The organism is Streptomyces sp. NPDC007808, from assembly GCF_042868655.1.
Taxonomy (GTDB): domain Bacteria; phylum Actinomycetota; class Actinomycetes; order Streptomycetales; family Streptomycetaceae; genus Streptomyces.
In genome coordinates this window covers 1-25,067 of sequence record NZ_JBIAEQ010000011.1, presented here as the reverse complement: position 1 = coordinate 25,067, position 25,067 = coordinate 1, and the positions used below count along the sequence as shown (strand labels likewise).

Sequence of the window (25,067 nt, the reverse complement as noted above, 5' to 3'; positions counted from 1 at the left end):
GGGGAACCGGGCAGGTGGAGCAGGGGGCTCTCAGAGGCTCCCTTCGGTCACGAGGACCGCTGCGTCACGCCCCGTGCTGGGGTGCCGCGCCGACCCAGCGGTGATAGGCGTCCACGTCGACGTTGCTGCCACACACGATGGTGACCACGTGGCGGCCGGCGAAGCGGTCGCGGTCTTCGAGGACCGCCGCGACGCCGAGCGCGGCCGACGGTTCGACGACGAGGCCGGCGTGTTCGAGGAGCATCCGCATACCGGCGGTGATCGACGCCTCCCGGACCAGGACGGCATCGTCGGCGACCAGGAGGAGGTCGTCCAGGACGGCCGGGATGGGGTACCGGCCGGCTACGCCGTCGGCGATGGTGTCGGCCGAGTCGGTGGTGACGACGCGGCGCCTGTGCCACGAGTGTGTCATCGCCGGTGCGCCGAGCGGCTGGACGCAGATCACCTCCACTGCGGGCGCCATGGCTTTCACCACATGACCCACACCGGTGGCCAGCGCCCCGCCGCCGAGAGCGACGAGGACGGCGTCGAACGACGGCACCGTCTCCACCAGTTCCAGGCCGATGGTCGCCGCGCCCTCGCAGGTCTCGATGTCCAGGCTGTCTTCGAGCAGCCTGATGCCGTGGTGCCGCGCGATGGCCGCCGCCCGCTCCCGGGCCGACTCGTGGTCGCCGTCGACCAGTTCCAGCCTGGCCTCCAACGCACGGATGCGATCGAGCTTCGCCGCGGTCGCGAAGCGGGATGCCACGACGGTGACGTCGAGCCCCCGGCCGCGACCGGACCAGGCGAGGGCCTGACCGAGGTTGCCCGCGCTGGCGCACACCACGGCCGACGGCCCCTGCTCGGCGAGCAGGCTCGCGACCACCTCGGTCCCGCGGGCCTTGAAGCTGCGGACCGGGTTGGCCGTTTCGAGTTTGACGCTCACCGTGCACCCGAGGACGGGCTCCAGCGCCTCGCAGCGGTACAGCGGGGTGTCGAGGAACATCGGGTCGATCACCCGGCGGGCCGCCCGGATCCGAGCAGTGTCGAGGCGCGTCTGCTGCACGGCACAGCAGCGTAGCGCCGTCGGCCGGCGCTTCTCCGGCGATCCGCTCACAAGGCGTTCCCGCCCTGTTCGGTCAGTCGGTCCCCCGGTAGTTCATGAACCAGTGCGTGTCGAAGTAGCGGGCCATCGTGAACGGGTGGTGCGGGTCGGTGAGGACGCGGCAGACGAACTCCGCGGTCCGGCAGTCGAAGGAGACGTCCTCGCCGTCGAAGGACCGGACGACGACGGGCCAGCGATCGGGGTGGTCGTCGACCCTCCAGCAGTACAGGTTCTTGCGCTCGGTGCCCGCCCAGACGAGCAGGCCCTCCTCCCGGAGATGGGTCCACGGCTCCTGGTGCAAGCTCAGGAAACCGTCGAAGGCGCCCTCGCCGAACGTCTCGACCATGCGTTTGTACTGGCTCGGCAGCGCGGTGCCCAGCCGTGCCTGCGTCCCGGTCCAGTCGATGTCCGGCCGCCGGTCGGGACCGGTCCAGCCGGTGATGCCCCTGAGCCGCTCCATCCAGTCGAGGCCCTCGCCCTGAGCGAGCGCCGCGGGTTGCGGCACCTCTCTGCGCGCGACCACGAGCACCGGCCGCTCGGTTCCTGCGGTGTCACGCGCCGTACCCGTACCGACCCACTGATTCCCGTAGGCCCACGCCCATATGGTCACGGCCCGGTCGTCGAAGGGGGCGAGAAGGGCCGCGCCGCTCGACTCGTCCACCGTCGGATCGGTGACGCCGTCGAGGACCAGGGTGCGCGGTGCGCCGTATCTGCCTTCGAGCAGTTCGGTCAGGTCCTGCGGGTCCAGGTCGGCGGACAGGTACGTGCAGCCGCTCCCGGGGCCGAGTCGGGTCAGCAGGTCGTCGACGCTCGATTGCGTGTCCATGGTGGACAGTGAAGCGCACCGCACTGACACAGCACGCGCTCCCGGCGGCGGCCGACCTCGTGGCTCGGCGGGGCTCGGGCGTGGACGCGTGAACGCGGCCGCGGTGACGGTGTCCTGCGGCTCAGGGGCGCACGTCCACGTAGTCGCCGGATGCCTTGGCCGGGCCGGTGGTGGTGGTGCCGGTGAAGTTCCAACGCCAGTAGCCGTCCTGCACCGCCCTGACCGCGGTGCGCAGGGTGCCGGTGGCGCTGGTGCTCACCGTGGCGACCGTGGTGTAGGTGCCGCTGTCCTTCGGGCGGAACTGCAGCCTCACGGCCCGGCCCGCGTATCCCGCATACCGGTAGGTGTCCCAGTCGGCCCGTACGAGCCTGCCGGTGACGATGATGAAAGCGCCCTTGGCCACCGGCTCGGGTGACGCGTCGACCGCGAGGCGCGCGGCACGCTTGAGACCGAACGAGCCCACGCCCGGGGCGAAGGCGGAATCGCCGTCGTCGGCTTCGACCGAGGCGTCGACCGACCATGTGCCCGCGTTCGCGTTGGCCAGGTCCACCGGATCGTCGCTGCCCGGGGCCGGGTGGGCGTTGACGGTGAACACCGTCGTGCAGGTGGTCGCGCTCTCGCAGAACGCGTCGGTGGTGGAGAAACCGCCGCTCGGCCCCTTCAGGTCCACATCGACGTGGGACAGGCCGGAGTCATCCGATCCGGCGACGGTGACCGGCAACACCACGTCGTTCGTGACACCCACGATGACGTCCCGTCCCAGGTTGACGGTGGCACCGCTGACCAAAGGGGTGCCGGGCGAGGTGACGGATGCGGCATCGGCCGAGGTGCCGGCCCACGCCAGCAGCACGACGGCCACCCCCGTCACGACACCGCGGCTCGTCGCGCCGCCCGGGGGCTCGGGTCGACGGGCACGTGTGGCGGTGACGGACGGGGCGAGGGGCCGCCCGTCCCTTCGCCTGTCGCCGAGCGGAGCAGCGAACCTGCTCATGGTTCCTCCCATGGATGACAGGCCCGCCGCCGATCGCCCTGCGAGCGGCGGCGGTTGGTGGCGAGCGCGGGTGACACAAGTGCGTCACCGCCTACGACCGCCGAACCGGCCCGATCGTTGCCCCGAGCAGGGCGCGAAAGAGGCCCGGTGCCCATGGGCGCGCTCGGGTCGCCCCCGGAGGCACGGCCGGATCGGATGGTGGAGGCCGCTGTGCCGGATACCCGACGGCGGTGCCTGGCGCGCCGGTTCGGCCGGTGACCGCTGCCGACCACCTGCAGCCCACGCCCCTGCAGCCCACGCCCCGGACGGGGACGTGGGCTGCAGGTGACAGCGGGCAACGGGCGCTTGGGCCCCGCAGTCAGGCGTCGGCGTGGTGGCGCCAGGCCATCCCGCGCGGCGCGGCACGGTGCACGGGGGTACCCGTGCGGGCGCCCTGCCGCTGGGACAGCCACAGGGACGTGAGGGACAGCAGACCTAGGAAGACCACCAGGAACAGCACCGACACCCACATCGGTCGGCTCCCGGGCTCCTCCCACCAAGCCGATGCGGCAGAAACCGCCCACAGGACGGCGCCCCCGGCGTAGAACACACGGATCCGGCGCAGTTGGCGCAGGCCTCGTACGGATTCGGCGTGATCGGTTTGCGAAGTCATGGGTGCGCGGGTACCCCCGTTCCGCGTTCTGCACCTGTTGTCGAAAAGCTCGTGGTCGTCCTCCGCCGGAGAAGCCGGCTCCGCACGGCCGTCGGCTGTTCCTGATGCTCGTTCATGCTCGAAACTGCTTTCCATCGAGCACGTATTGACATGCCCCCGTCGAAGCCCGCAGAGTCATGCCCGAACGTCCCGACAGTGCCCCGGCAGTGATGCGAACCACCCCACGAGGAGTGTTGCCGTCATGTCCGAAACACCCGCTGTCTCCCGCCGACTGCTCCTGGGCGGAGCCGTCGCCGGCGGTGCGCTCGCGGCCGGGATGGCCGCCTCCTCGGCCCCGGCCGCGGCCGCCGCGACCGGACAGACTCCGCGCAGGCGTCCCGGACAGAAGCCGATGATCGGCGTGCCGTTCGAGGCGCACGAAACGGTCCGCGTCGGTGTCATCGGGCTGGGCAACCGCGGCGCAGGCATGATCACGGGCTGGGCGGCCGTACCGGGCTGCACCGTGACCGCCGTCTGCGACATCCGCGCCGACCGTGCGCGACGCGCCGCCGACCGGCTGGTGAGCAAGGGTGAGCCCCGCCCCGCCGAATACGGCGGTTCAGCGGACTCCTACGCCCGGATGCTCCGACGCGACGACATCGACCTCGTGTACGTCGCCACTCCCTGGGAGTTCCACTACGAACACGGCCGAGCCGCGCTGCACAGTGGCAGGCACGCCGTGGTGGAACTTCCCGTCGCCACCGAACTGCGCCAGCTGTGGGACCTGGTGGACACCTCCGAGCGCACCCGCAGGCACCTGCTCCTCGCGGAGAACTGCAGCTACGGCCGCAACGAACTGGCCATGCTGCGCATGGCGCACGCCGGGCTGTTCGGAGACATCACCCACGGGCACGGCGGCTATCTGCACGACCTGCGTGAACTCCTCTTCTCCGACACGTACTACACCGACTCCTGGCGGCGGCTGTGGCACACCCGCAGCACCGCGTCCCTCTACCCGATGCACGGTCTCGCTCCGATCGCGGCAACCATGGACATCAACCGCGGCGACCGGATGACCACCCTGCGCGCCACCGCGACCGCGCCCAGGGGACTGGCCGACTACCGCGAGCGCTTCGTCCCCCGGGACCACCCGTCCTGGACGGAGACGTACATCAACGGCGACCTGGTGACCTGCCTGATCGAGACGGAGAGGGGCAGGGTCATCCGGGCCGAGCACGACGTCAGTTCACCGCGGCCGTACAGCAGGATCAACACCGTCGCCGGCAGCCGCGGGATCGTCGAGGACTACGTGGGGCCCGCCCCGACCGGCGCGCGCGTCTACCTCGAACCCGACCACGGCGGCCACACCTGGCGTGACTTCGCCGACTACCGCAAGGAGTTCGACCACTGGCTGTGGCGGAAGGTCGGCGACGACGCCGCGAACAACGGCGGCCACGGCGGCATGGACTACGTCCTGCAGTGGCGCACCGTCCAGCTGATGCGCGCCGGTCTGGTACCGGACATCGACGTGTACGACTCGGCGGCGTGGTGCGCGGCGGTCCCGCTGAGCGCCGCGTCGCTGGCGAGGCAGGGCCGCCCGGTCGAGATCCCGGACTTCACCCGCGGCGCCTGGGCCGGCAGACGCCCCGGACTCGACTCCGAACCCACGGACATGCCGCCCGCCGGCTGAGGCCGCCGCGCCGAAGCCCTCGGCCCCGTGGGCGTCGCCTCCGTCTCCCGCGGAGCGGACGGCGGGCGTACCGCCCGATCGGGGTGAGCGCGATTCCCGGGTGTGGTGAACTGGTGATCATGACGACGAGCGACACGATCGTGGTGCCGGAGCTGTACGCCGGCTACCCGCGGGTGGCCTTCGGCGGCTATGTCGCCGGCCTGCTGGCGCAGAGGGTGGGGGCACCGACGGTGCGGGTGGACTTCCGCGGGCCGGTGCCGCTCGACGTCCCCGTACGGATCGCCGCAACGGCGAACGGCGGTGCTGAGTTGGGTGAGGCCGAGCGGCGCCTCACCGCGGCGCGCCCGGCCGAACTGCGGCTCGACCCGCCGGCCGCGCCCTCCTGGGAGGAGGCTTACGCGGCGGCCGAGAGGTTCCGGGCGGCGCCGCCATCGGGTGTGGCCGACTGCTTCGGCTGCGGTCTGCGTGCGGCTGACCGCGGTCTTCGCGTGCACGGCACCCCGGTGCCGGATCGCGCTCTGGTGGCCTCCGCCTGGGTCCCGTCCCGGGTCTTCGCCGGTCAGGACGGCCTGCTCCCGACCCCGCTGGTCTGGGGTGCTCTCGACTGCCCGGGGCACTGGGCGGGCCGCTTCCTCGGCGCCCAGCAACCGGGGGCGGTCACGGCATCCCTGACGGGCACGATCCTGCGGCCGGTCGTCGCGGGTGAGCCGTACGTCTCCTACGCGTGGCTGCTGTCGGAGTCCGGCCGCAAGCACACGATGGGGGTGGCGCTCGCCACGGCGGACGGTGACGTGTGCGCCCTTTCCGAAGCGCTGTGGATCGACCCCAGGCCCGCCCCCTGAAACCGTCGCCCGCACCACAGCGCACCGCATCACACCGCATTGCATTGCATTGCATCGCATCGCACGAAGTGCGCCGGCCGCGACCGTCTACGCGCCTGGTCCGGGGTCCGGCTGGACGGCTGATTCGATGCCTGCGCGGGCCGCCTCCAGCTGGGCGGCGAAGGCGATGCCGAGGAAGAGTGCGACGGCGGTGAGATTGGCCCACAGCAGCAGGGCGATGAAGGCGGTGAGCGGCCCGTACACGGCGCCGAAGGCCCCGCTGTGCTCGACGTACAGCGCCAGCAGCCAGGTGGCCGACACCCACAGCAGCAGGTGCACGGCCGAGCCGAAGGCCAGCCACGTGTAACCGGGCTGCACCCGGCGGGGTGACCAACGGAAGATCACGGCGGAGGCGACCCAGGCCAGCGCGAGCCCCACCGGGAGGTCGAGCACGGCCCACCACTGCGGGCCCCCGCTCTCCTGGCCGACGGTCCGCGCCACCGCGTCGCCCACGGCCTCTCCGGCGACGAGCACCACGAACCCCAGCACCAGGGGCAGACCGGCGGCGAGCGCGAGGACGCCCGCCCGTGCGTATTTGCGCGGGAAGGGCCGGTCGCGCTCGATGCCGTAGATGCGGTTGGCGCCGCGCTCGATCTGCCCCATGGCCGAGGCGAGGTTCACCAGCGCGAACCCCAGACCGAGCCACAGCGCGAGCGTGCTCCACACGTCGCCGTGAGCGGTGCGCCGCGTCCCCTCGAACGCGTCCTGGACGATATCGGCGCTGGCGCCGGGCACGATCCGGCCCAGCGTGAGCTCGATGATCCGGCCCACGGCTTCCGTGTGCACCGAGGTCGCCAGCCCCACCAACGCCACGGTGCACGGAACCAGCCCGAGCACCACCTGGAAGGCGAGCGCCCGCGCGTTGGTGAAGCCGTCCGCGTACCGGAACCGGGTGAAGGAATCGACCAGCAGCCGCAACCCCCCGTAGTGACGCAACGCGCCGAGCGCCTCGTCTCCGGAGAGCTCGTCCCCGATCATGTCCCGGGTCTGCGGGACGTGGACGGCAGTACCCATGGCGTCAACGCTCCTTGCTCTGCGGCCGCTACCGGTCCGGATGCCCCGTGAACCTCCCCCTACGTCCTCGGACTTCCGACACCGGCCCGTACGGCCGTCCCCCGTTCGGCGAGGCGGTCACACCCGCAAGGGGTGGACCGCCGTCGTCCGCCGGGTCACTCCTCGTCGCGCAGGCGGGCCGCCAACGAGGTGAGCGCTTCGGTCGCCTCGGTGTGGCCGAGGGCGGACAGGCGGGAGGCCGCCGCGTCCAGGCGGGTGAGGGCGGGGGCGGGGCGTTCCAGGTAGAGGCCCTCGACTGCGCCCGCGAGGCGGACGCACTCGGCCCACTCGCCGGCGTGCCCGTCCTCCGGTCCCGGCTCGCCGAGCAGGGCCAGGGCCTTCTCCAGGGCGGCCAGTGCGTCCTCGTACTCGCCCGCGTAGGCGTTGACCCGCCCGTGCTCGTAGGCCAGGGCGGTGTCCAGGGAGCGGCCGTGAGCCTCGTACGCGGCGGCGCGGGCCTCGTCGGCGATCCGGCCGGCGTCGGCGAGGTAGGCGAGGGCGTCCGGCAGGCCGTCGGGGCCCTGCCGCTGGGTCTGCAGACGGGCGAGTTCGCGCAGGCAGTTGCTGAGCTGCTCGTAGCGCGGGGCCCGGGCGTGGGCGGCGATCGCCTGGTCCGCGGCCTCACGGGCCCGGTCGAACTCGCCGGACTCGCCGAGGAGTACGGCGGTCTCGGCGGCGATCATGGCGTGGCTGCCGGGGTCGTCGTCCCAGCCGGCCGATTCGGCCGCGAGGGTGACGAACTCCGCCGTGGCGGCCTTGAGGTCCTCGCCCGCGTACAGGGCGCGGGCGCGGGTCAGGCGCAGTTGGGCGACGAGCCGGTCGTCCAGCTCACCGGCGGTGACGTCCGGCTCGGCCAGCAGCGAGTCGAGCAGGGCGATGCAGTCCTCCACGCGGCCCAGGTCGAGGGTGAGCTGGGCGGCGTTGCTGTAGGTGCAGAACGCGTCCGTCCGGCTGCCGCGGCGCAGCTCCAGCTCCGCCGAGCGCGTCAGATGCCGCAGTGCCTCGTCGGTGCGGCCCAGGTGCATGCAGGCCTCGGCCAGGTCACCGTGCAGACGGGCGGTGTCGACCGTCTCGCCCTGCCAGTCGGCGGCCAGGCGCAGCCCCTCGGCCAGGTCCGCGTGCGCGGCCTGCGCGTCCCGCAGCCCGAGCTGGAGCCGGCCGCGCAGTCCGAGGGTGCGGGGCAGGTGCCAGGCGGGGCCGTGCGCCTTCAGCCGGTCGAGGAGCGCGTCGATCTCGGCGACCGCGGCGGGCAGATCGCCGGAGATGGCGTGCGTGCTGGCCCGCAGCAGCAGCGCCCCGGAGATCTGCCCGGCGACGTCGTGGCGCGTGGCGAACGCGTGCAGCAGTTCCACTTCGGCGAAGACGGGCGCGACGTGCTCCTCGTCGCCGGAGGTCTGCAGGCGCAGGCCGAGCGCGGTCGCCCGCAGGCGCAGCAGACGAGCCTCCTGGTACGGGGCGAGGCCGGGGGTCTCCTCGTGCAGCCGGACCAGACGGGCGTGGGCGGCGGTCAGCGCGGCGACCTTCGCCTCGGCTTCGTCGGCGTCCTCCGCGGGCATCTCGGCGGTGGCGAGCAGGGCGCAGCCGCGGGCGACCGCGGCGTGCCCGGGCAGCCCGGCGTCGTCGTACAGGCCCGCGGCCTCCTCGTGGAGGTCGGCGGCGGTGGCGTGGTCGTCCTTCTCTCCGGCCCGGCTCGCCTCGTCGGCCAGCAGGTCCGCGCGCAGCCGGCCGAGCGGGCCCACGGCCGGGTCGTCGGGGTGGGTGTAGTCGCCGGCGCCGGCGAGCGTACGCAGCCGGGCCCAGCAGGCCTGCGCCTCCGGATGTCCCTGCTCCTCCAACGCCCTTGCCCGGAGGATGAGTTCGGGCAGCGCCTCGGCGGTGTCGGCCGAGGCGCGGGGAGCGGGCGCGGCGAGGGGGGCGGCCGGGGCCACCTCGTCGAGGCTGCGGGTGCGCAGGGTCAGTTCCAGGGCGTCCAGGAGCGGGGCACGGTCGAGGCGGGCCCTGCGGCGGTCGGTGTGGGCCGTGGTTCCGTTGCGGGCGTCGAAGCGGGCGGCCAGGTCGTCGGCGCGGCCCCGCACCTCGGCGCGCAGGGCGGTCACCGTCCAGGTGCGGCCCGCGTATCCGGCGGCGGGCAGGTCGCCGTGGCCGAGCAGCTCGACGCGCTGCAGCAGCACCTCCACACCGGTGAGGAAGTCCGACTGGTCCAGCGGTGAGTCCACCTCGTCGAACAGGTTCCGGTTCTCTGCGAGCAGTTCCAGGCCGCGTGCCTCGTTCCCGGTGAGCGCGCAGAACTCCAGGTGCCGGCCGACCTCGCCGGCCATCGAGGGGTTGCGGCGGCAGCCGCGGTAGCCGGTGAGGTGCAGTGCGCGGGCCTGGTCGGTGCGGCCGGTGCGCAGCAGCGGCAGCAGGGCGTACGAGACGGAGCGGGCGGGCTCCTCCTGGCAGGACTCCTTGCCGTTCAGGACGGGGTCCCAGGCGCGCAGCGCCCGCTCGTCGTCGCCCGCCGCGAGGTGGTACAGGGCGCGCTCGCAGATCTCGCAGGCCTCGCAGTCGCTGAGCCGGGTGCGCGTGCGGCCCGCCCACAGCTCGTAGGCGAGGGTGGTGTCCTCGCCCACGTGGGCGGCGAGCTGGTAGGCCTGCCCGTAGTAGGGCTGCAGCCCGAGGCCGGCCTTCTCGTACCGGTCGCGCATCTCCGTCAGCCACTGGCGCAGGCTGGGCAGCGGTATCTCGGGCAGGTGGCGCAGGGCGTTGGCCACCCACTTGAACCGCCAGAACAGCATGTGGCGCAGGCCGTCGTCGAAGACGTCGGGCTGCTCGTCGAAGAGGGTGAGCAGCCGGGCGAAGACGACGGGTGACTTCCGCGGCTCCGAGCCGTAGGTGTACGCCTCCTGCAGTTCCAGGAGGGCGCGGACGAGCGGGACGGGTTCGGCGAACTGCTCGGCGGCCTCGACGAGTTCCTCGGCGATGACGGTGCGGGTGCGGCCGTAGGGGCGCCGGTCGTTCTCCTGGAGCGCCTGGTACAGCTCGTCCGTGTTCTGGGGATGGGGTGTGGTGGGCATCGTCAGCTGTCCTTGCGGAGGGCGTGGGCGAGAAGGTCGAGGAAGGAGCGGTTGATCAGGCTCGACTCGGCGGGCCTGAGCGGGCGCCGGGACAGCATCGCGGCCTGCCCGTAGAGGGCTTCGGCGCTGGTGCGGGCCAGCTCGGGCTCGTCGATGGTGACGGCGGTGCGGACGAGCGGGTTGAGCTGGTTGAGGATCAGCTGGGCGCGCGGGGCCTCCTGACGAAGGGCGCCGAGGATGTCGCCCCACAGGCCGCCTTCCTGCTCACGGGCGAGCTGGGAGCGGGTGCGTTCGTGCCGGGCCTCGCGGCTGTCGACGAGGAGGGCGGGGGCGGAGGCCGGGTGGAAGGTGCGCAGCGCGACGTCGCAGTCGAAGACGGCGAGGGCGTCGCGGGCTTGGGCGAGGTAGGCCGCGGCGGCGAGTTCCGTCTCCCGGTCGACGGGGTCGAGGTGGGCGGTGAGGGTGGCCGGGTCGAGGTCGGCGACGGTGGCCTCGGGCCGGATCTCGGGCAGCCGGTGGACCAGTTCGCGGTCGTAGGTGTAGCCGCCGTTGACGACGCCGAGACCGGCGGCCGAGGCGATCGCCGCGACCTGCCGGAACTCCTCCACGCTCGACGTCACGAGCACCGTGCGGTGGGTGCGGGAGAACTCGTCGAGGGTGGTGTGCCCGTCGGTGGTCTCGAACGGCAGCCAGGGCAGCAGCATCCGCAGGATCTCGTCGTCGTGCACCGCGAGCGACTTCACGGCCAGGTGGTGGGCCTGGAGGAAGCGGTGGAGCAGGTCCGGGTCGCTGGCGGCGGCTCGGGCGATCCAGGCGCGCAGCCGCTCGGCGAGGGCTTCGCGGACGGCGGCGAGGGTGTCGTCCTCGTACAGGGATTCGCGGGACGCGGTCGGGCGCAGGCTCTCGGCGTCGACGACGCAGCGGACGAAGAACGCCCAGTCGGGCAGGATCTCCTCGGCCTGCTCGGACAGCAGCATGCCCTTGACGTGCACGCGGTGGCCGTGGCGGCGCCCGGCCGGCACGGCCTCGGGCAGCACGCAGGCGATGCCCTTCAGACCGACGGCCGGCAGGTCCAGCTCGATGGTGTCCAGCGGCGTGAAGCCGAAGACCTCCTCGCCGTACGCGGCCAGTGCGCGGGAACGGGCGCCGGGCGTGGGGTAGGTGCGCTCCCAGGGGGCGGGCTCGGGGTTGACGCGGACGCCCGGCCCGCCGGGGCCGTCCTTGCCGCCCGTTCCGTCGTCGAAGGTCACGGGGTGGCGCAGCAGGGAGCCGAAGTGGCGGGACAGCGCGTGCACCTGCGCCGGGCGGGTCCACTCCCCCGCGTCGGCGCGCGGCGTCAGCGTGACGGTGGTGCCGGGACGGGGGCGGGCGGAGGCGTGCAGGGTCCGGACGGTGTAACTGCCGTCGCCGCGGCCCCGCCATTCCACGGCGGGCGCGTCAGGGGTGCGGGCGGAGCGGCTCACCACGTGGATCTCGTCGGCGACCAGGAAGCAGGAGAGCAGGCCGATGCCGAACTGGCCGATGAAGTCGGCACGTTGTTCGGCGATGCGGTCGGCGCGCTTGCTGCTGCGGCCGATGGTGGCGAGGAAGGTGTGCACGTCGGCCTCGGTGAGACCGACGCCGTCGTCCTCGACGCGTACCACCGAACCGTCGGCGTACAGGCGGACGCCGAAGGCGTCGGCGGGGGCGGACGGTTCGAGGCCGTGCCGGGCGGTCAGCGCGTCCACCGCGTTCTGCATCAGTTCGCGCAGGTAGACGCGGGGGCTGGAGTAGAGGTGGTGGGAGAGGAGATCGACGAGGCCGCGCAGATCCACCTGGAAGGTGCGGTCGGTACCGGGCGGGTTGGCGGCGGTGTGGGGCAGTGTCATCGGGCAGTCCGGGGTGGGAAGGGCGGCGGGTGAGGATCGGGGCGCGGGGCGGGCCCGGCGGTTCGGCGCGTGCTCGGGCGCGGTGACGGTGGAGCGCGCTCGCGCACGGCGGTGGTGGTGGCAGGTTGGTTGGGCGCGGCGATGGTGGCGCGCGCTCAGGTGCTGCGGAGATCCCGTCCGCTCGGGCGCGGCGGAGATCGCGTCCGCTCAGGCGCGGCGATGGTGGCGCGCGAACTGCTTCTCCGGCTCCGCGAAGTAGGTCCAGGGCCAGGTGGTGTAGGCGCCGTCCAGCGTCTGGAAGACGCGCCGGACCGTGTGGCGCTCATCCGCCAGGGACAGTGCCATGGCGAACACGTTGAAGTCCTGCTGCCAGCCAGGACGCCACACGTAGGCGGGGTGGAGGATGCTGTGGTCCGCCGCCTCCCGCAACTGCGCCCGGATCTCGTCGGTCGCGAGGTAGTCCCCGCGGTCCGACTCCACCCACTCCTCGATGTACGCCATGGCGATCACGCAGCCGAGGCGGTGTCCCTCGGGGGCGCGGGCGAACGACTGCTGCGCGAACGCCAGGGCCTGCCCCGGCTTTCCGCCCCACCGGGGCTGCAGCTGCGACACCCACTCGAGGTGCGTCTCCAGGTCGAGCGGATCGCGGCGCAGGGCGGCGTCGCGCCGGGTCTCGTTGATCGCGGAGCCCAGGGACATGCCGCGGCCCGACGTGAGGAGACGGCGCCACGGCGTGACCCACTCCGGTCGCAGCTCGGCGGCTTCGAGCAGGTGCTCCTCGGCGATGTGGAGGCGCTCGTGGAAGATCCGCCACTGCTCCTGCGTGACGTTCACGGCACGCTCGGCGGTGCGTGCCTCCCAGCCCCAGCTGATGTGGCGCGCACCGGATATCAGCAGCGCTGTCGCCCGGTGCTCCTTGTCCTCGTCGACGGCCTTGCCGATCCAGTCCTGCACCCCGTCCAGGTCGGCGAGTTCGCCCAGGACCTGGTGGTCGCGGCCCGGATCGAAGGGGGCCAGCGCCGCCTTGACCGCCTCCCAGTCACCCGCGTCGGCCGCTTCCACCAGCGCGAGCACCCGGGTGTCCCCGAGCGCACGCAGCGTGTACATCCCGTGCTTCTGTCTGCGCGGGACGGGAAGGGCGTGCGGATCCGCCACCGGTCTCTCCGCACCCCTGCCGAACAGCTTGCCGAACATGCCGCGCCCTCCCCTGGTCCCGCGTGATCTTCGGGTGCAGCATAAACGGCCCCACCGACACCGCTTCCACAGGGTTTTCACCCGTGCTTCACGAGCCGGACGGGGCGGGTCGCGGCTCCCGCCGCCGGGCTGCTATGCGGCCAGTGCCCCTCCTCTTCTCGGAGTGCTCCGACGGTCGGCGCGGTACCGGTCCAGCAGCGCGTCCGCGGCGAGCAGAGCCTGCGCGGCGTCGGCGGCCCCGGTCATGGCGCAGAGCGTGCGGGTGGCGTCCTCCAGGGCGCGGCTGGTGCGACCGCTGGGCAGCACATCGTGTTCGATGCACGCCTGGGCGTACTGGGCCAACCCGGCGCGCAGTTGCTTCTCAGCCGGAAGGAGCATGGCGGTTCCTCTCTCGGGGCACGGCTCGCGAGTGGGTCGGTGCGCGCAGGGACGGGGCCTGGGCCTGCCCCCCCTCGCACCGCTGCTCGGCACCGGGCGGCGTCGAGCGGATCTGCAAGTGCCCCGAGCGCAGAGGTCTATGCCTGCGGGGGGCTCGGATCCCCCTGCCGGGTGATCGCCCTGCTCACGGCGGGCTCCGGCCGGCCGTCACGGTGGGCTTTCGCGGGCCGTAACGGCGGGCTCTCGCCAGCCGTCACACACCGTCACGGCCCCGGCGCTCGCCCGCGCGGATCAGCGGCCCTCTTGGTCGACCATGCGGGCCAGTTCGACGCGGGAGCGCACGCCGAGGGCGGCGAAGACGTTGCGCAGGTGGTAGTCGACCGTACGGGTGCTGACGGCCAGCCGCTGCGCCACCTCCCGGTTGGTGGCGCCCTCGGCCACGTACCGTGCGATGCGCAGCTGCTGCGGGGTCAGCGCCGACAGTCCTGCGCTCGCCTCCTTCCCGGACGCGGCGGCTCCGTTGGCCCGCAGCTCGCCGCGTGTCTGGTCGGCCCAGGCCCCGGCTCCGCAGCGTTCGAACCCGACCAGAGCGGCGCCGAGCCGGCTGCGGGCCTCCCGCAGCCGGCGGCGCCGACGCAGCCACCGCCCGTACAGCAGCTCCGTGCGGGCGCGTTCGAAGTCGCCGCCGTCGTACTCGTCGTGCAGGGCCAGCGCCCGCAGATAGAGGTCGTCGGCCAGGTCCCCGGGAGCGAGCAGGGCTTGGCAGCGGGCGAGTTGGGCGGGCGCGTGCGGGTCGGCGCCGAAGGCGGCCCACACGGCGAGGTCGGTGACGACCGGCCGTGCGTCCTGCGGGCGCCCGGCGAGTGCCACGGCCTCCACGAAGCAGGGCACGGCGAGCATCCAGACGGCGAAGTGGCCGCGCCGGGTGCCGGACCCGACGAGTGGACGGAGCCGGTCGGCGGCTTCCAGAGGGCGGCCGCGTGCCAGGTCGGCGCGGGCGATGGCCCATTCGGCGAGCGTCGCCGCTTGGGTCAGGCCGTGGCGGCGGGCGGTTGTCAGCGCCGCCGAGGCGTACCCGGCGACCGCGGTGGTGTCTCCTTCGATCGAGGCCGAGAGGGCGAGCATCGCATGGTGGCTCGCCGCCGTATTGCGGTGTCCGGCCACCCGCGCGGCCCGGACGCCCTGCTCGGCGTGGGCGCGCGCCTGCGCGTGCCGGCCGGCGCGCAGTTCGCCGTAGGCCAGGTACTCGAGGGCCCGGGCCTCGAAAGCGGCGCAGTGGGCGGTGCGGGCGGCCGCGAGCGCGCGGGCCCCCGTGGTACGGGCCGCGTGGACGTCTCCCAGCAGCAGGGCGGCCGCAGCCGCGCGGAGCAGGTGATCCGGCCGGTCGTCGGCGCGGGCGTGCTCCAGGATCCGCCGCAGCGGCCCGGCGGCACGGTCCGGCTGCCGGGCCAGCAAGGCCCGCATTCCGTCACGGTAGTCCCGTACGTACGCGGGGCGGACCGGAGGCTGTTGCGGACGGTCGCAGGACTCGGGCGGTGGTGTGCGGTCGCCGTTCGGTACGGCTGCGGGGGTGCGTGCCGTGTCTCCAGTGGCGTCGCTGCCCGCGCCGGTGTCCGGTCCGGCGTCACCCCCGTGACGCCCCTCGTGGTCCGTGCCGTCGAGGATGCTCAGGCAGGCCGTGACGTCTCCCGCCGCCCAGGCGGCGTCCACGGCGAGGAGGCAGGCGGCCTCGGCCCGATCCGGCGCCTCGGCGGCCAGCAGGGACGCGGCCAGCAGCAGGGACGCGCGGGCGTCACCCACCGGCCCGTCCGCCAACTGCCGACTGCCCCGAGCGAGTTCGGCGAGACCGCGGCTGACGGGATCGGAGCCGGCACTGTCTCCTGTCCGCCGGCTCCCTGACGGGGGAACCGCCGGAACACCGCTCGTGTCTCCGGTCATTCCCGGGACGTTACTTGCGCGTATCGCCGAGTGGAAGGCTGACGTCCGGGTGTCCTGACGCCGGCGTCGGGGCTGCCGCTCGGGCGTCGGCGGCGGACGCACGGCACGCGTCCGCCACCGTTCCCACGAGTTCCTCGGTTCTTCCGACTGCCCCGGATGCCCCAGCTGTCCCGGCTGCCGGTGCAGGTGCGGCGGGTGGCGTCAGGACGTGTGCGGGCAGTTGCCGCGGTACTCCTCGATGGTCAGGCTCGGCCGGGGCAACGGGCACAGGAACTGCTCGTAGCGGGTGTCGTTGTCGATGAACCGCTTGAGCCAGGAAATGCTGTACTTGGCGATCGTCGTGTTCGACGAGTTGGGCGTGAAGTGGGTCGCCGAGTTCAGTTCCAGGTAGCCCCGGTCCAATGCGGCGGGCAGGCTGGAGTAGAACGGTTCGGCGTGGGAGGAGACCGGGGCGATGGTGTCGCCGTCGGCTCCGAAGATGAGCGTCGGTGTGCTGATGTCGGGCCAGGACTTGTCGAGGTTCCACGGGGTCATCGGGATCGCCGCCTGGAGGGCGGGTCGCGACTTGGCTGCCTCCAGGCTGCCGCCGCCGCCCATCGAGTGGCCCATGACGCCGAGGCGACCGGCGTCGACGCGGCCGCGCACGGAGCTGCGCTGGGTGAGGTGGTCCAGGGCGGCCAGCAACTGGCGTCCGCGGGAGTCGGGTTGGTCGAGTGTGGTGAGCGTGTCGATGGTGAACACCACGAATCCGTGCGAGGCCAGACGCGGTCCCAGCCAGGCGATCGAGGACTCGTAGGCGGTGTAGCCGGGCGAGACGGCCACGGCGCCGAAGGTGCCGTCGCTGGTGCTCGTCGGGTAGTGGATGGTGCCGCCTCCGAACCCGGTGACGGACAGCGAGGAGACGGACGTCTGCGACACGGCGTACGGGCCGCGCGGCGCCTCGATGCCGGCCGTGGTGGGGGCCGGGCCGCGTTCGTAGGGGTTGTCCGCCGCCCGGGCGCCCGGGCTGCCCAGGGTGCCCAGGCCGACGACCGCGGCCAGTGCCGCGGCGGCGCCGGCCAGTCGTCCGGTCCGGCGCCGGGGAGCAGCGCAGGCATGGGTGCGGGAGTCGCTGTGGGGAGGGAGTCGCACGACGAGTCGTCCTCTCTGTCGTGGCGGGTGGCCCGTTGGCCGCGGGCATGCGGGACATGGGGAGTCGGCCGCGTGGCGCGGTGGGGCACCGCCGTTGGGCTGGCCCAGCCACTGTCGGGGACCGGCCCCCGAGTGCGGACCGGCAATGTCACCGGTCTCGTGGCGCGCCGTTCAGCTCCCCGCTCCCCGGCGGCCCACCTGAAGGCGCGGCCGAGTAACCGCTACTCGATCTCACCCCGGGGATTGAGCAGAACGGGGCAGGTGTGCTCCCGTGTGCGCATGGTTCCCACCGACCGTCTCCTCGCCTTCGCGGCCATGTCGTTCCTGCTGATCGTGATGCCCGGGCCAAGCGTGCTGTTCGTGATCGGGCGCGCCCTGAGCAGGGCCGCCGTGCCGCGCTGACCACCGTGGTGGGCAATACCGTCGGCGCGTACGTCCTGGTGGTGGCGGTGGCGTGCGGAATCGGTTCGGTCGTGGAGCGGTCGGCGGTGGTCTTCCTGTCGCTGAGGCTGGCCGGTGCCGCCTACCTGGTGTCCCTGGGGGTCAAGGCCCTGAGCGAACGACGGTCCCTGCGTGCTTCGTTCGTCGCGGACAGCTCTTCGGGCGGCGTGCTGCGCACGCTCCGGGAGGGGTTCCTCGTCGGGGTGTCCAACCCCAAGACCATCGTCTTCTTCGCTGCCGTACTACCCCAGTTCGCCGAACGCGAGGGCGGGAGCACCAGGGCGCAGATGCTGCTGCTGGGCCTGGTCTTCAACCTCATGGCGCTGGCGTTCGACAGCCTGTGGGGGCTGGCCGCGGCGACCAGGCAGCCCCTCGCGACCGTCCCGCGCGAGGGAGTCACCCGGCCAACGCTCCGGCCAACGTCAGCAACACGCTCACCCCTGCGACGAGCGCCATGCACACGCTCAGCCAGGCCACGAAGGTGCTGCCGTCGTCCTCCTCCCCCGCGCCGGGCGGGGCATCACCTCTGCGGTGGGCGGCAAGGAGACTGGCGCAGTACGGGCAGGGCAGCGGGTCGGGGTGCGTTCGGTACGCGCCGTCCAGTGCTGCGAAGGCGTCTTTCATACGCGGTCCAACTCGGGGCCGGCCGCACAGGCAACGTCCCGGGACAGGTCGCGGCCGGACCGCAACATCGGCTATCCGCCCGGCACATACCGTCGGCCCCTGCCCCGACAGCCGCGTCCAACAGACACCCGTCACCCGGCCCGGGACGTCACGGCTGGGGCCGCAGGGGCGGGCTGGGAACGGGGGGCCGGCCGGCGATGTCGGTGAGCAGGCGGGTGCAGACGTCACGGAGCTTGAGGTTGGTCGGCTGGGACAGTCGGCGCAGCAGGTCGAAGGCTTGCTCCGCGGTGCACTGCTGTTGTTGCATGACGCTGCCGAGCGGCATCACGGCGGACAGCGGTTCCGCCGGATCAAGCGGAAGCCCCACGGTCGTTCCAGGAGTCGCTCTCGGGTAGTTGCAGGTGTACCTCGGCCCGGCGGATCGAGGCCGAGGGACGGCTGTTGCCTTCCGCGCACAGATCCCGTCGGACGTCTTCGACGAAGTCGAGGAGTTCTTCCGTGCCGTTCTCGATCTGCCCTTTGAGCGTGACGATCTCCGCGCGGATCTGGCGCAGGTTGGCATTGGCCCGCTGTTCTCCGGTGACCGCCATGCGACCGTCCTGCGCCTCGGCCACGGCTGCCAGGAGGTGATCCAGCTCGCCTCTGGCGCCCTTGCATCTCTGGTGGAGGTCACGGAGGTCGGTGCCGATCGTTCCGGACCGGATGGCCTTCCGTAGGCTCTGCTCCAGATTTGCGCACAGCTCGTGGAGGTTCTGGGCGGCGGCCTGCACCCTCTGGAGCTGCTCGTCGTAGCTCTTCGCCCTCATCGCGCTCTGCGAGGCGTCCAGGTTCTTGTCCACGTCTGCCTGCCACGCCTGGAGAAACCCTGCGAACGCGACGCTCTCTCTGCTCACTGCGCGGCCTGGGCAGCGGGTCAGTCGATCTCGTGGGGCCAGAGCTCGTGACCGTAGGCGCGCAAGCGCCGCCCGGCCCGTCGCAGCATTTCAAGGGTCTCCTCGGGCGCGGTGGTGGAGTCGAACCGGAGCATCAGTTCCCCGCTCTCCACGAGCTGGTTGCGCAGCAAGGTGGCGTCCAGGCCGGTCACGACGTTCGCAAGCCGGGCGGCTCTGTCGCACAGCCGCCGGGCCAGGTAAGCCGTCCGGGGGCCGCTCGCATCGGTGGGGAGACGGTCGATGTCTTTGAGGAGCGCGGCCAGTTCGGCAGCCGCACCGGTGCCCCGCCACTGTGCGAGGGGGAGCCGGAGCACCTTGGCGGTGGGCGGCTCGGCCGGAGTCGGGCGGGGTGGACGCGCGATGTCGGGGGCGCCGTACGGGGGGCTTTGAGCGATACGGCCGGGATGTTCGAGGAGATCTGTCAAAGCGGCGACGAAGGCGTCACGCGCCGTCCCGGCGCCGTCGGCGTGGGCGGGGCCGTCATGACTCCCTCGCCCCGTCCGGTCTGGCCCATCTGCTCGGTCCGTTCGGCCTGCTCGGTTCGTTCGGTCTACTCGGCCCGTTCGCTCCGCCGCCAAGGCGTCGGCGGCTTCGAGTACGTCCGAGGCCTGCCGTTGGAGGGTCAGCGCGGCTTCGGTCGGAGGACCGTCGTCCGCCAGATCCGCCAGCCTGGCACACCGGTTGACAACGATGCGCAGGTTGTCGGTCAACACGCTGTCGAACCGCGGGTCGCCGCAGCGCGCCCGCAGGTGCCGCAATTGCCGCTCGTGGCGAACCAGTTCGGCTTGCAGTTCCGGGGGAAGCCCTGCTGCCGGGTCGCCGAGGACGGCAGGCCCGGCCGCGCTCATGTCCCGGGCTGGTTCGTGTGCGGGGACGCTCCGGGAGAGGGGGCGGGCGACGGAATGGAAGGCCGCGCAGGCGTCGGCCGCCAGGCCGAGGAACCACAGCTGTTCCCGTGCCAGGGTGCGGCGCGTCACGAACATCAGCGCGCAGGCCTGCAGAGCGAGCAGGTACTGGGGGTGCCAGTCGGAATGGGCGTAATCGCGCTCCTGGCGCCATGGGTCGGAGGCGGTGCGCAGGAGCCGGACGGTGGCCAGCAGCCCGCCCGGCAGAAGGCTCTCGTTCGGGTCCACGCTGTCCTCGTCCTGAACCAGCAGGATGTGCGCCAGTTCCCTGCTCGCCTGCTCGTCCAGCCCGGGAAGGTAGTCGCACACCAGGCAGAGCATCAGGTGCACGGGGTCACGCAGGAGCAGGCCCGTCTCCTGGAAGCGGGACAGGTCGACGAGTCGAAAGGAGTCGGGCCTCAGCGACGGCTGTGTGGCCACCATGATGTTCCCGGGGTGCAGGTCGTAGTGCGCGCGGCCCAGCGCCACGGTGGGTGGCTTCAGACCGTCGAGGGCATGCGGGTAGCAGAACGGCGTCGGGTTGGGCACAGGGTCCGGCCGCCCCGGCAATGTGATCATGGGACTGTGCCGGTCGGGGCCGAGAAGCTGTTCGGCGGCGCGGGAAAGTCGACTTTCTGGATCGGCTCGGTGGCCCAGCGCCTTCTGGAGGAACGTCGAGGCCGCCATCTCGTGGTCGGCGCGCGGGTCGGGATTCCACTCCGCGAGGACGGCGTGGATGACGGCGGCAGCCACCTTGGCCTTCGCCGCCCGGGGTTCAACCACGCTCAACGGCTGCAAGGGGTGGCGCGCCCGCTCGTCCAGGGCGACTTGGAGGAACATCAGCCAGGTGTTGCCGACGGGGATGGGCGGATAGACCTGGCGGATCAAGCGGCGACGAGGAAAGTCGAAGGTGGGCCCACCCTGGTGGAACGCGGGACCCGAACTCCACGCCGCTTCCAGGTCGTTGGGTTCGGTGGTGGCCCCTTCTTCGTCGGCGCAGAGTTTGAGCAGCAGCTTCTGCTGGCGGTGGTCGGCGTCTCCTTCGTGGTAGACGAAAGCGAGGCGTGCTCCGCTGCCGCCGTCGGGAAGCTCTTCGGCGAACGCCAGACTGCGTCGGCTGTTCTGCCACCGCTGCAGTTGTGCGTCCGCCTCAGCGCCGAAGTACGTCAACCCGCTCATGGCATCAGTCTGTCCGAACCGCGTCCATACGGATGCCGGTTGTGGTGATATGCCTGCGGAAGGTGAGCAGCAGGGGGAGCCGGGGATGGCGTGGACGGGGGCGATGCGCCGTGTGCAGCGCGCGATCGCACGAGGCAGGCCCGTCAACGGGCGTTTCCTTCAGGAGGCCGTGGCCGAGCATGTCCCGGGGTCCGGGCCCTGCCGAGTCGAGGGCGCTCGGGTGCTGGGACCGGTGGAGCTCTCACACCGGCAGCTGGAGTTCGGGCTGGAGTTCGTCCGGTGCGTTTTCCTCGGTCCGATCGATCTGCGTGGTCTGCAGGCGACGTCGCTCGATCTGAGCGACTCGCGTGCACCCGCGGTCCTCGCCGACGGCCTGTCCGTGGACGGCGACGTCACGATGTCGGGCTGTGTCATCGGTACGGCACCCGGACAGTCCATGTCCCTGGGCTCGGAGACCGCTACTGTACGTGACGGCGTACAGGGCCCCCGCAGGGTGGCCGAGCCGTCCACGGAGGCGCCACTGCGCCTCGCGGACGCCCGGATCTCGGGCAGTCTCGCCGCGGAGCGACTGCGTGTCCACTCCAGCGGCCTGTGGTCCCTGTTCGCCCCGCGGTTGAGGGTCGACGGCGCGGTGCAGGGGAGGGCGCTCCAGGCCGACGGCGCGGTGTACTTGCGCGACGCCAGGGTCGCGCACGCCGTGTACTTCCACCAAGCACAGGTCGGGGGCATCGACGCCACCGGACTCTCGTGCGGTCGGGGGTTCTACGCCGACTGGGGCTTTCGGTCCCGCGGGCAGGTCTTGCTGCGGGGAGCCGTCGTGGAATCGGTGGTCACGTTTCACGACGCCACCCTGGCCGGGCAGCACGGGGAGCTGATCCTGAGCAGGCTGACGACTCCGCGGCTGCGGCTCGACCTGCGTGCCTCTCCGCCAGGTCGCATCGTGCTGCGGGACGCCCAGGTCGGGGCACTGGTCGACGACTCCGCCACATGGCCGGCGGCCGGCCGTCTGGACATCGAGGGGCTCGTGTACAAACGCCTGGGCTCCCTCACCCCGCTTTCGGTCAAGGACCGGCTGGCCTGGCTCGCCTTGGACCGGGACGCCGGAGTGAGCGTGTTCGAGCAGTTGGCTGCTTCCTATCAGGCGGCGGGCGACGAGCGGGCGGTCCGGACCGTGCGGCACGCACGCGAGCGACATCTGCGCCGTGCGGACAGGCTCACCGGTCGCGTCTGGGGAGCGGTGCAGGACGTGCTGTTCGGCTACGGCTACGCCCCGCGGCGGGCGTTGCTGTGGTTGCTGGCGCTGGTGGCAGCCGGTTCCAGCTGGTTCTCCGTGCATGCGCCCGCACCCGTGAAAGGGTCGGGCCAGCGCGCCTTCGACCCGGTGCTGTACTGCATTGACCTCCTGATACCGGTCATCTCCCTGGGTTACCGTTCGGCGTTCGACCCCGTCGGCGCGGACAAGGCGGTGGCCGTCTTCCTGATCGTGTCGGGGTGGCTGCTCGCCACCGCGGTCATCTCAGGAGCCAGCCGCGCACTCGGGCGTGGGTGACAAGGGGCGCGCGCGAGATGTCAGACGCTCCGTTGTGCGCCGCATCTGCTGCCGTGCGCCTCACTTTTTCTCTCTCCCGAGCAGCGAAATCACGCCGGAACACGGCAGCGTTGTGAGTTCCATGCACACGGGGCGCCTACGGAAAGCTGGTGGACGCACAGTTGAGCTTCTCGGGCTGTGACCGGCACCCGAACCGACCAGAGGTACGGATGAGTGAGAGCGACGACGAGTACTGGGTGGACCTGTACGGGGACGACGACCTGCTGGGGGCTGCCTTCTTCGTCACCCGCTACTACGCGATGACTCTCACCGACTGCGTCGCAGACCTGGAGCCGGGTGCCCGCGTCACCTTGAGGATGGTCGACGAACGCAGCGACGACGTCCACGGTGAAGTTGTCGACGTGCAGGTGGACGCCGGTCTGGCGCTGATATCCGTCATAGCCCGGCCCAGCCAGGTTCTTCCCACGCCCCGTATGGATCACGCGACCAAAGGGGACGATTGGCGCGCCCCCTACACGCCCCCACGCGTGAGACGGCCGTTGCAGGGCACCGTCGACGACGTCGTCCACGATCACTCACCGCACAGTCCGTGCCGCGTCGCCATCCATCTCGCCACCGACAGCCCGGTCAGGAACCACGCCACTTTCGGTGGCGGGCCGGTGGAACGCATCACCGAGGAAGCAGAGGAAAGCCCGCTGGTCGGCGTATTGATGTCGCCCGACTTCCCGCGGTTCTCCCCCAGCCCTCCCCACAGCATGATCGCCACATCCATAGACAGCGCGATGGAAGCCTTCCCCGGCCTTTCGGCTTTGGGACTGGCGACCAGCCTGCTCGCGGGAGAACGCCAGTCCTGCGCACACGACACCGCGACGGTACCGGTGCACGCCACCGAAGTGCCGGCGCTGGCGCAAGAAGGAAGGGCGCCCGAAGCGTCCGTGCACGCCGGTGCACACCTTCAATCCCCGCCGGAACACGGCCAAGGGGATTTCAGCACCTCGATGCTGGACATATCACCCACGGCAGACCTCCCCGCATGGTCACCGCAAGAGATCAGGGATCCGGTACTGAACGCGCTCTGCGCACAAACAGAGGACTACCTGCGCTTTCTCGCCTACCTGGGTGAAACGAAACTGGTCGACCCGCTCGACCTGACCGCCTTCGGCGTACGGTCGGTGGACGACCTCACGGACGCGCTGCGCACACTTCGATCGGCCGCTGAGGACAAGGGAGGTGAAGCGTGATCAATTCATACGAAGACGCCGTAGCCTGCGCGGAAGAAGTCCTGCGTGAGACCCACCGTACGGCCGTGCCCGACTCGCTCAAGGCGTTCACCGACCGATGCGCCGCCGGAGAAGTACCCGTATCCGGTACGAACCTCGCGACCGTGCTGAGACTCGCGTGGCTCCTCTACCAGATGGGTCTGCACACCTCCTCGCACTCCCTGGTCCAGCGTCTGGTCACCGATCCTCCTCCTGGCTACCCTCCGGGTGGGGACCCCAACCGCTGTGCGGTGCTGCTCACGTGTCTCGGCCATCCCAATGAGGCGCACCGTCTGCTGACCAGTCGTCAAGCGACACAAGTCGACGCGACCATGACGGAAGAGGAGCCCGGCGGCGCATCCGCCGCGGACGGGACGGCGGACGGCTCCGCCCCGGTCGCCGGCAGCACGAATCGGAATGTCTCCGATCGACAGGACTGGGCCGCCGTGCGTGCGGCGGCCAACCTGGCCGCCATAAGCGTCGGCACCGAGCAGCCACAACAGGCGGCACGCTGGCTGGCGCAGGCCGACCTCCTAGTGGCGGAAGCCGTCGGCACACCCCCCGTCGAGGTCAGTCAACTGCTGGCCGGAGTAAAGGTGTTGCTCGCCCGCAGGCAGGCACCCGGCCCGGTGGGCCAGGGAGCGATGGCCGAGTTCGGCAGCGCTTCCCTGGCCGCGATCGAGGCACTGGATCCTCGGGACCCGCAGGGGTACCTGATCGTGGCGCAGCTCGCACTGGCCGTCATCGAGAACGCACGCGACGCACGGGCCAACGCCCGCCTCGAACAGGCGGCTAACGTCTTGGAGGCAGCCAGCCAGCGGCTCTCCGCCATGCTCGGGGCCGACCACCCTCGGGCCCTCGTGGTGCAGGGCAAACTTGCCGCCGTCCACGTCGAATGCGCCCGTGCCGCCCGGTCGCCCCTGCGTCTGGTCAAGGCCACGACCCACCTGGCGTTCATCTGCAAGCGGCTGAACCGGCACGTCGGCGCCCGCCACCCGCAGGCGCTCGCCGCGGTCGGCAACCTCGCCGTCGCCCGCCTGGAGTGCGCACGCGTCGACTACGACCGGACACGTACCGCGGACGTCCTCCAGGACCTGCATCTGCAGTGGCAGAACGTGACGGCACTGGTCGGGAAAGACCACCCCGTCGCCCACCTGGTGCAGGCGTCGTACCAGGTGTGTCAGCGGCTGGCGGAGAAGATCGGCAAGGACCGGCAAACCGCCTCCCCGCGCCCGGCCGCACGGTACGAACGCACCACACCAGCGGATAGCGCGAGACCCTCGGACTTCGCGCCCCCGCCCGCGGCAGCACCTCGCCACCTCCTGACCGCGTCGGGTGCGGCAGTTCAGCTGCGGCCGTCGTCCGCGCTCAGCCCGCAGGTGTCGGTCAACGACATCGGTAACGAGGAAGCCTTCCTCGCCGCGATCGACGAGACGATCAAGTACTTCAACGACGGCGACATCGTCGACGGCGTCATC

At 71.9% G+C, this 25,067-nt stretch carries 19 protein-coding genes and 2 pseudogenes; 6 read left to right on the top strand and 15 right to left on the bottom strand.

Annotation, left to right across the window (positions count from 1 at the left end; all coding sequences use genetic code 11):
* Nucleotides 1-64 precede the first annotated feature (64 nt).
* The 4 genes from ACFYNL_RS35000 to ACFYNL_RS34985 form a co-directional block, all read right to left on the bottom strand.
* The gene (locus ACFYNL_RS35000) at nucleotides 65-985 is read right to left on the bottom strand and encodes a threonine/serine dehydratase (RefSeq protein ID WP_388811679.1); all 921 of its coding nucleotides are present in this window, start codon (nucleotides 983-985) and stop codon (nucleotides 65-67) included.
* 133 nt (nucleotides 986-1,118) lie between these two features.
* Nucleotides 1,119-1,910 (bottom strand): hypothetical protein, encoded by a 792-nt coding sequence (locus tag ACFYNL_RS34995; RefSeq protein WP_388810937.1) that lies wholly within the window; start codon nucleotides 1,908-1,910, stop codon nucleotides 1,119-1,121.
* 121 nt (nucleotides 1,911-2,031) lie between these two features.
* Nucleotides 2,032-2,901: a calcium-binding protein gene (locus ACFYNL_RS34990; RefSeq protein WP_388810935.1), complete on the bottom strand. Its 870-nt coding sequence runs from the start codon at nucleotides 2,899-2,901 to the stop codon at nucleotides 2,032-2,034.
* A gap of 358 nt (nucleotides 2,902-3,259) precedes the next feature.
* Nucleotides 3,260-3,553, bottom strand: a complete 294-nt coding sequence (locus tag ACFYNL_RS34985; RefSeq protein ID WP_388810932.1) for a hypothetical protein — start codon at nucleotides 3,551-3,553, stop codon at nucleotides 3,260-3,262.
* 241 nt (nucleotides 3,554-3,794) lie between these two features.
* Between ACFYNL_RS34985 and ACFYNL_RS34980 the strand changes: the two genes are divergently transcribed.
* On the top strand, nucleotides 3,795-5,222 hold the full coding sequence (locus ACFYNL_RS34980) for a Gfo/Idh/MocA family protein (protein ID WP_388810930.1): 1,428 nt from the start codon (nucleotides 3,795-3,797) through the stop codon (nucleotides 5,220-5,222).
* Between the two features lie 119 nt (nucleotides 5,223-5,341).
* Entirely contained in the window at nucleotides 5,342-6,064 is a 723-nt protein-coding gene (locus ACFYNL_RS34975; protein ID WP_388810927.1) for a hypothetical protein, read from the top strand.
* 87 nt (nucleotides 6,065-6,151) lie between these two features.
* Here the strand turns inward: ACFYNL_RS34975 and ACFYNL_RS34970 are convergent, their stop codons facing one another.
* The 7 genes and pseudogenes from ACFYNL_RS34970 to ACFYNL_RS34940 form a co-directional block, all read right to left on the bottom strand.
* Entirely contained in the window at nucleotides 6,152-7,117 is a 966-nt protein-coding gene (locus ACFYNL_RS34970; RefSeq protein WP_388810924.1) for a YihY/virulence factor BrkB family protein, read from the bottom strand.
* Between the two features lie 155 nt (nucleotides 7,118-7,272).
* Entirely contained in the window at nucleotides 7,273-10,212 is a 2,940-nt protein-coding gene (locus ACFYNL_RS34965; protein ID WP_388810922.1) for a hypothetical protein, read from the bottom strand.
* Between the two features lie 2 nt (nucleotides 10,213-10,214).
* Nucleotides 10,215-12,080 (bottom strand): HSP90 family protein, encoded by a 1,866-nt coding sequence (locus tag ACFYNL_RS34960; RefSeq protein WP_388810919.1) that lies wholly within the window; start codon nucleotides 12,078-12,080, stop codon nucleotides 10,215-10,217.
* Between the two features lie 207 nt (nucleotides 12,081-12,287).
* Nucleotides 12,288-13,274 carry a hypothetical protein gene (locus tag ACFYNL_RS34955; protein WP_388810916.1) on the bottom strand — a complete coding sequence of 329 codons (987 nt, stop codon included), beginning with the start codon at nucleotides 13,272-13,274 and terminating at the stop codon, nucleotides 12,288-12,290.
* Between the two features lie 132 nt (nucleotides 13,275-13,406).
* Nucleotides 13,407-13,652: a DUF5133 domain-containing protein gene (locus ACFYNL_RS34950; protein WP_388810914.1), complete on the bottom strand. Its 246-nt coding sequence runs from the start codon at nucleotides 13,650-13,652 to the stop codon at nucleotides 13,407-13,409.
* Nucleotides 13,653-13,943: 291 nt separating this feature from the next.
* Nucleotides 13,944-15,503 (bottom strand): annotated as a pseudogene (locus ACFYNL_RS34945) (LuxR C-terminal-related transcriptional regulator); the annotation flags it as partial.
* A gap of 288 nt (nucleotides 15,504-15,791) precedes the next feature.
* Nucleotides 15,792-16,721, bottom strand: a complete 930-nt coding sequence (locus ACFYNL_RS34940) for an alpha/beta hydrolase (protein WP_388810911.1) — start codon at nucleotides 16,719-16,721, stop codon at nucleotides 15,792-15,794.
* A 279-nt stretch (nucleotides 16,722-17,000) separates the two neighbouring features.
* Here ACFYNL_RS34940 and ACFYNL_RS34935 point away from each other — a divergent pair.
* Nucleotides 17,001-17,551 (top strand): annotated as a pseudogene (locus ACFYNL_RS34935) (LysE family translocator); the annotation flags it as partial.
* 7 nt (nucleotides 17,552-17,558) lie between these two features.
* On the opposite strand, the gene ACFYNL_RS34930 reads toward ACFYNL_RS34935, so the two are convergent.
* The 4 genes from ACFYNL_RS34930 to ACFYNL_RS34915 form a co-directional block, all read right to left on the bottom strand.
* Nucleotides 17,559-17,786 carry a hypothetical protein gene (locus ACFYNL_RS34930; RefSeq protein ID WP_388810909.1) on the bottom strand — a complete coding sequence of 76 codons (228 nt, stop codon included), beginning with the start codon at nucleotides 17,784-17,786 and terminating at the stop codon, nucleotides 17,559-17,561.
* A 148-nt stretch (nucleotides 17,787-17,934) separates the two neighbouring features.
* Nucleotides 17,935-18,153 (bottom strand): ANTAR domain-containing protein, encoded by a 219-nt coding sequence (locus ACFYNL_RS34925; protein WP_388810907.1) that lies wholly within the window; start codon nucleotides 18,151-18,153, stop codon nucleotides 17,935-17,937.
* The gene (locus tag ACFYNL_RS34920) at nucleotides 18,137-18,625 is read right to left on the bottom strand and encodes a hypothetical protein (RefSeq protein ID WP_388810906.1); all 489 of its coding nucleotides are present in this window, start codon (nucleotides 18,623-18,625) and stop codon (nucleotides 18,137-18,139) included. The genes ACFYNL_RS34925 and ACFYNL_RS34920 overlap by 17 nt, the downstream gene beginning before the upstream one ends.
* A 74-nt stretch (nucleotides 18,626-18,699) precedes the next feature.
* Entirely contained in the window at nucleotides 18,700-20,781 is a 2,082-nt protein-coding gene (locus tag ACFYNL_RS34915; protein WP_388810903.1) for a hypothetical protein, read from the bottom strand.
* A 232-nt stretch (nucleotides 20,782-21,013) separates the two neighbouring features.
* Between ACFYNL_RS34915 and ACFYNL_RS34910 the strand changes: the two genes are divergently transcribed.
* The 3 genes from ACFYNL_RS34910 to ACFYNL_RS34900 all read left to right on the top strand — a co-directional run.
* Nucleotides 21,014-22,330 (top strand): hypothetical protein, encoded by a 1,317-nt coding sequence (locus tag ACFYNL_RS34910; protein ID WP_388810900.1) that lies wholly within the window; start codon nucleotides 21,014-21,016, stop codon nucleotides 22,328-22,330.
* Nucleotides 22,331-22,539: 209 nt separating this feature from the next.
* Nucleotides 22,540-23,571: a hypothetical protein gene (locus tag ACFYNL_RS34905; RefSeq protein ID WP_388810897.1), complete on the top strand. Its 1,032-nt coding sequence runs from the start codon at nucleotides 22,540-22,542 to the stop codon at nucleotides 23,569-23,571.
* Nucleotides 23,568-25,067, top strand: a 1,500-nt coding sequence (locus ACFYNL_RS34900) for a hypothetical protein (protein WP_388810894.1), incomplete at its 3' end; no start/stop codon positions are given. The genes ACFYNL_RS34905 and ACFYNL_RS34900, both read left to right, overlap by 4 nt.

What these genes read in the sequence shown, in the direction of transcription:
- ACFYNL_RS34955 (WP_388810916.1), bottom strand. Translation starts at nt 13,274, where the DNA reads ATGTTCGGCAAGCTGTTCGGCAGGGGTGCGGAGAGACCGGTGGCGGAT.
- ACFYNL_RS35000 (WP_388811679.1), bottom strand. Translation starts at nt 985, where the DNA reads ATGTTCCTCGACACCCCGCTGTACCGCTGCGAGGCGCTGGAGCCCGTC.
- ACFYNL_RS34965 (WP_388810922.1), bottom strand. Translation starts at nt 10,212, where the DNA reads ATGCCCACCACACCCCATCCCCAGAACACGGACGAGCTGTACCAGGCG.
- ACFYNL_RS34905 (WP_388810897.1), top strand. Translation starts at nt 22,540, where the DNA reads ATGAGTGAGAGCGACGACGAGTACTGGGTGGACCTGTACGGGGACGAC.
- ACFYNL_RS34980 (WP_388810930.1), top strand. Translation starts at nt 3,795, where the DNA reads ATGTCCGAAACACCCGCTGTCTCCCGCCGACTGCTCCTGGGCGGAGCC.
- ACFYNL_RS34930 (WP_388810909.1), bottom strand. Translation starts at nt 17,786, where the DNA reads ATGAAAGACGCCTTCGCAGCACTGGACGGCGCGTACCGAACGCACCCC.
- ACFYNL_RS34975 (WP_388810927.1), top strand. Translation starts at nt 5,342, where the DNA reads ATGACGACGAGCGACACGATCGTGGTGCCGGAGCTGTACGCCGGCTAC.
- ACFYNL_RS34915 (WP_388810903.1), bottom strand. Translation starts at nt 20,781, where the DNA reads ATGAGCGGGTTGACGTACTTCGGCGCTGAGGCGGACGCACAACTGCAG.
- ACFYNL_RS34970 (WP_388810924.1), bottom strand. Translation starts at nt 7,117, where the DNA reads ATGGGTACTGCCGTCCACGTCCCGCAGACCCGGGACATGATCGGGGAC.
- ACFYNL_RS34995 (WP_388810937.1), bottom strand. Translation starts at nt 1,910, where the DNA reads ATGGACACGCAATCGAGCGTCGACGACCTGCTGACCCGACTCGGCCCC.
- ACFYNL_RS34985 (WP_388810932.1), bottom strand. Translation starts at nt 3,553, where the DNA reads ATGACTTCGCAAACCGATCACGCCGAATCCGTACGAGGCCTGCGCCAA.
- ACFYNL_RS34960 (WP_388810919.1), bottom strand. Translation starts at nt 12,080, where the DNA reads ATGACACTGCCCCACACCGCCGCCAACCCGCCCGGTACCGACCGCACC.
- ACFYNL_RS34950 (WP_388810914.1), bottom strand. Translation starts at nt 13,652, where the DNA reads ATGCTCCTTCCGGCTGAGAAGCAACTGCGCGCCGGGTTGGCCCAGTAC.
- ACFYNL_RS34990 (WP_388810935.1), bottom strand. Translation starts at nt 2,901, where the DNA reads ATGAGCAGGTTCGCTGCTCCGCTCGGCGACAGGCGAAGGGACGGGCGG.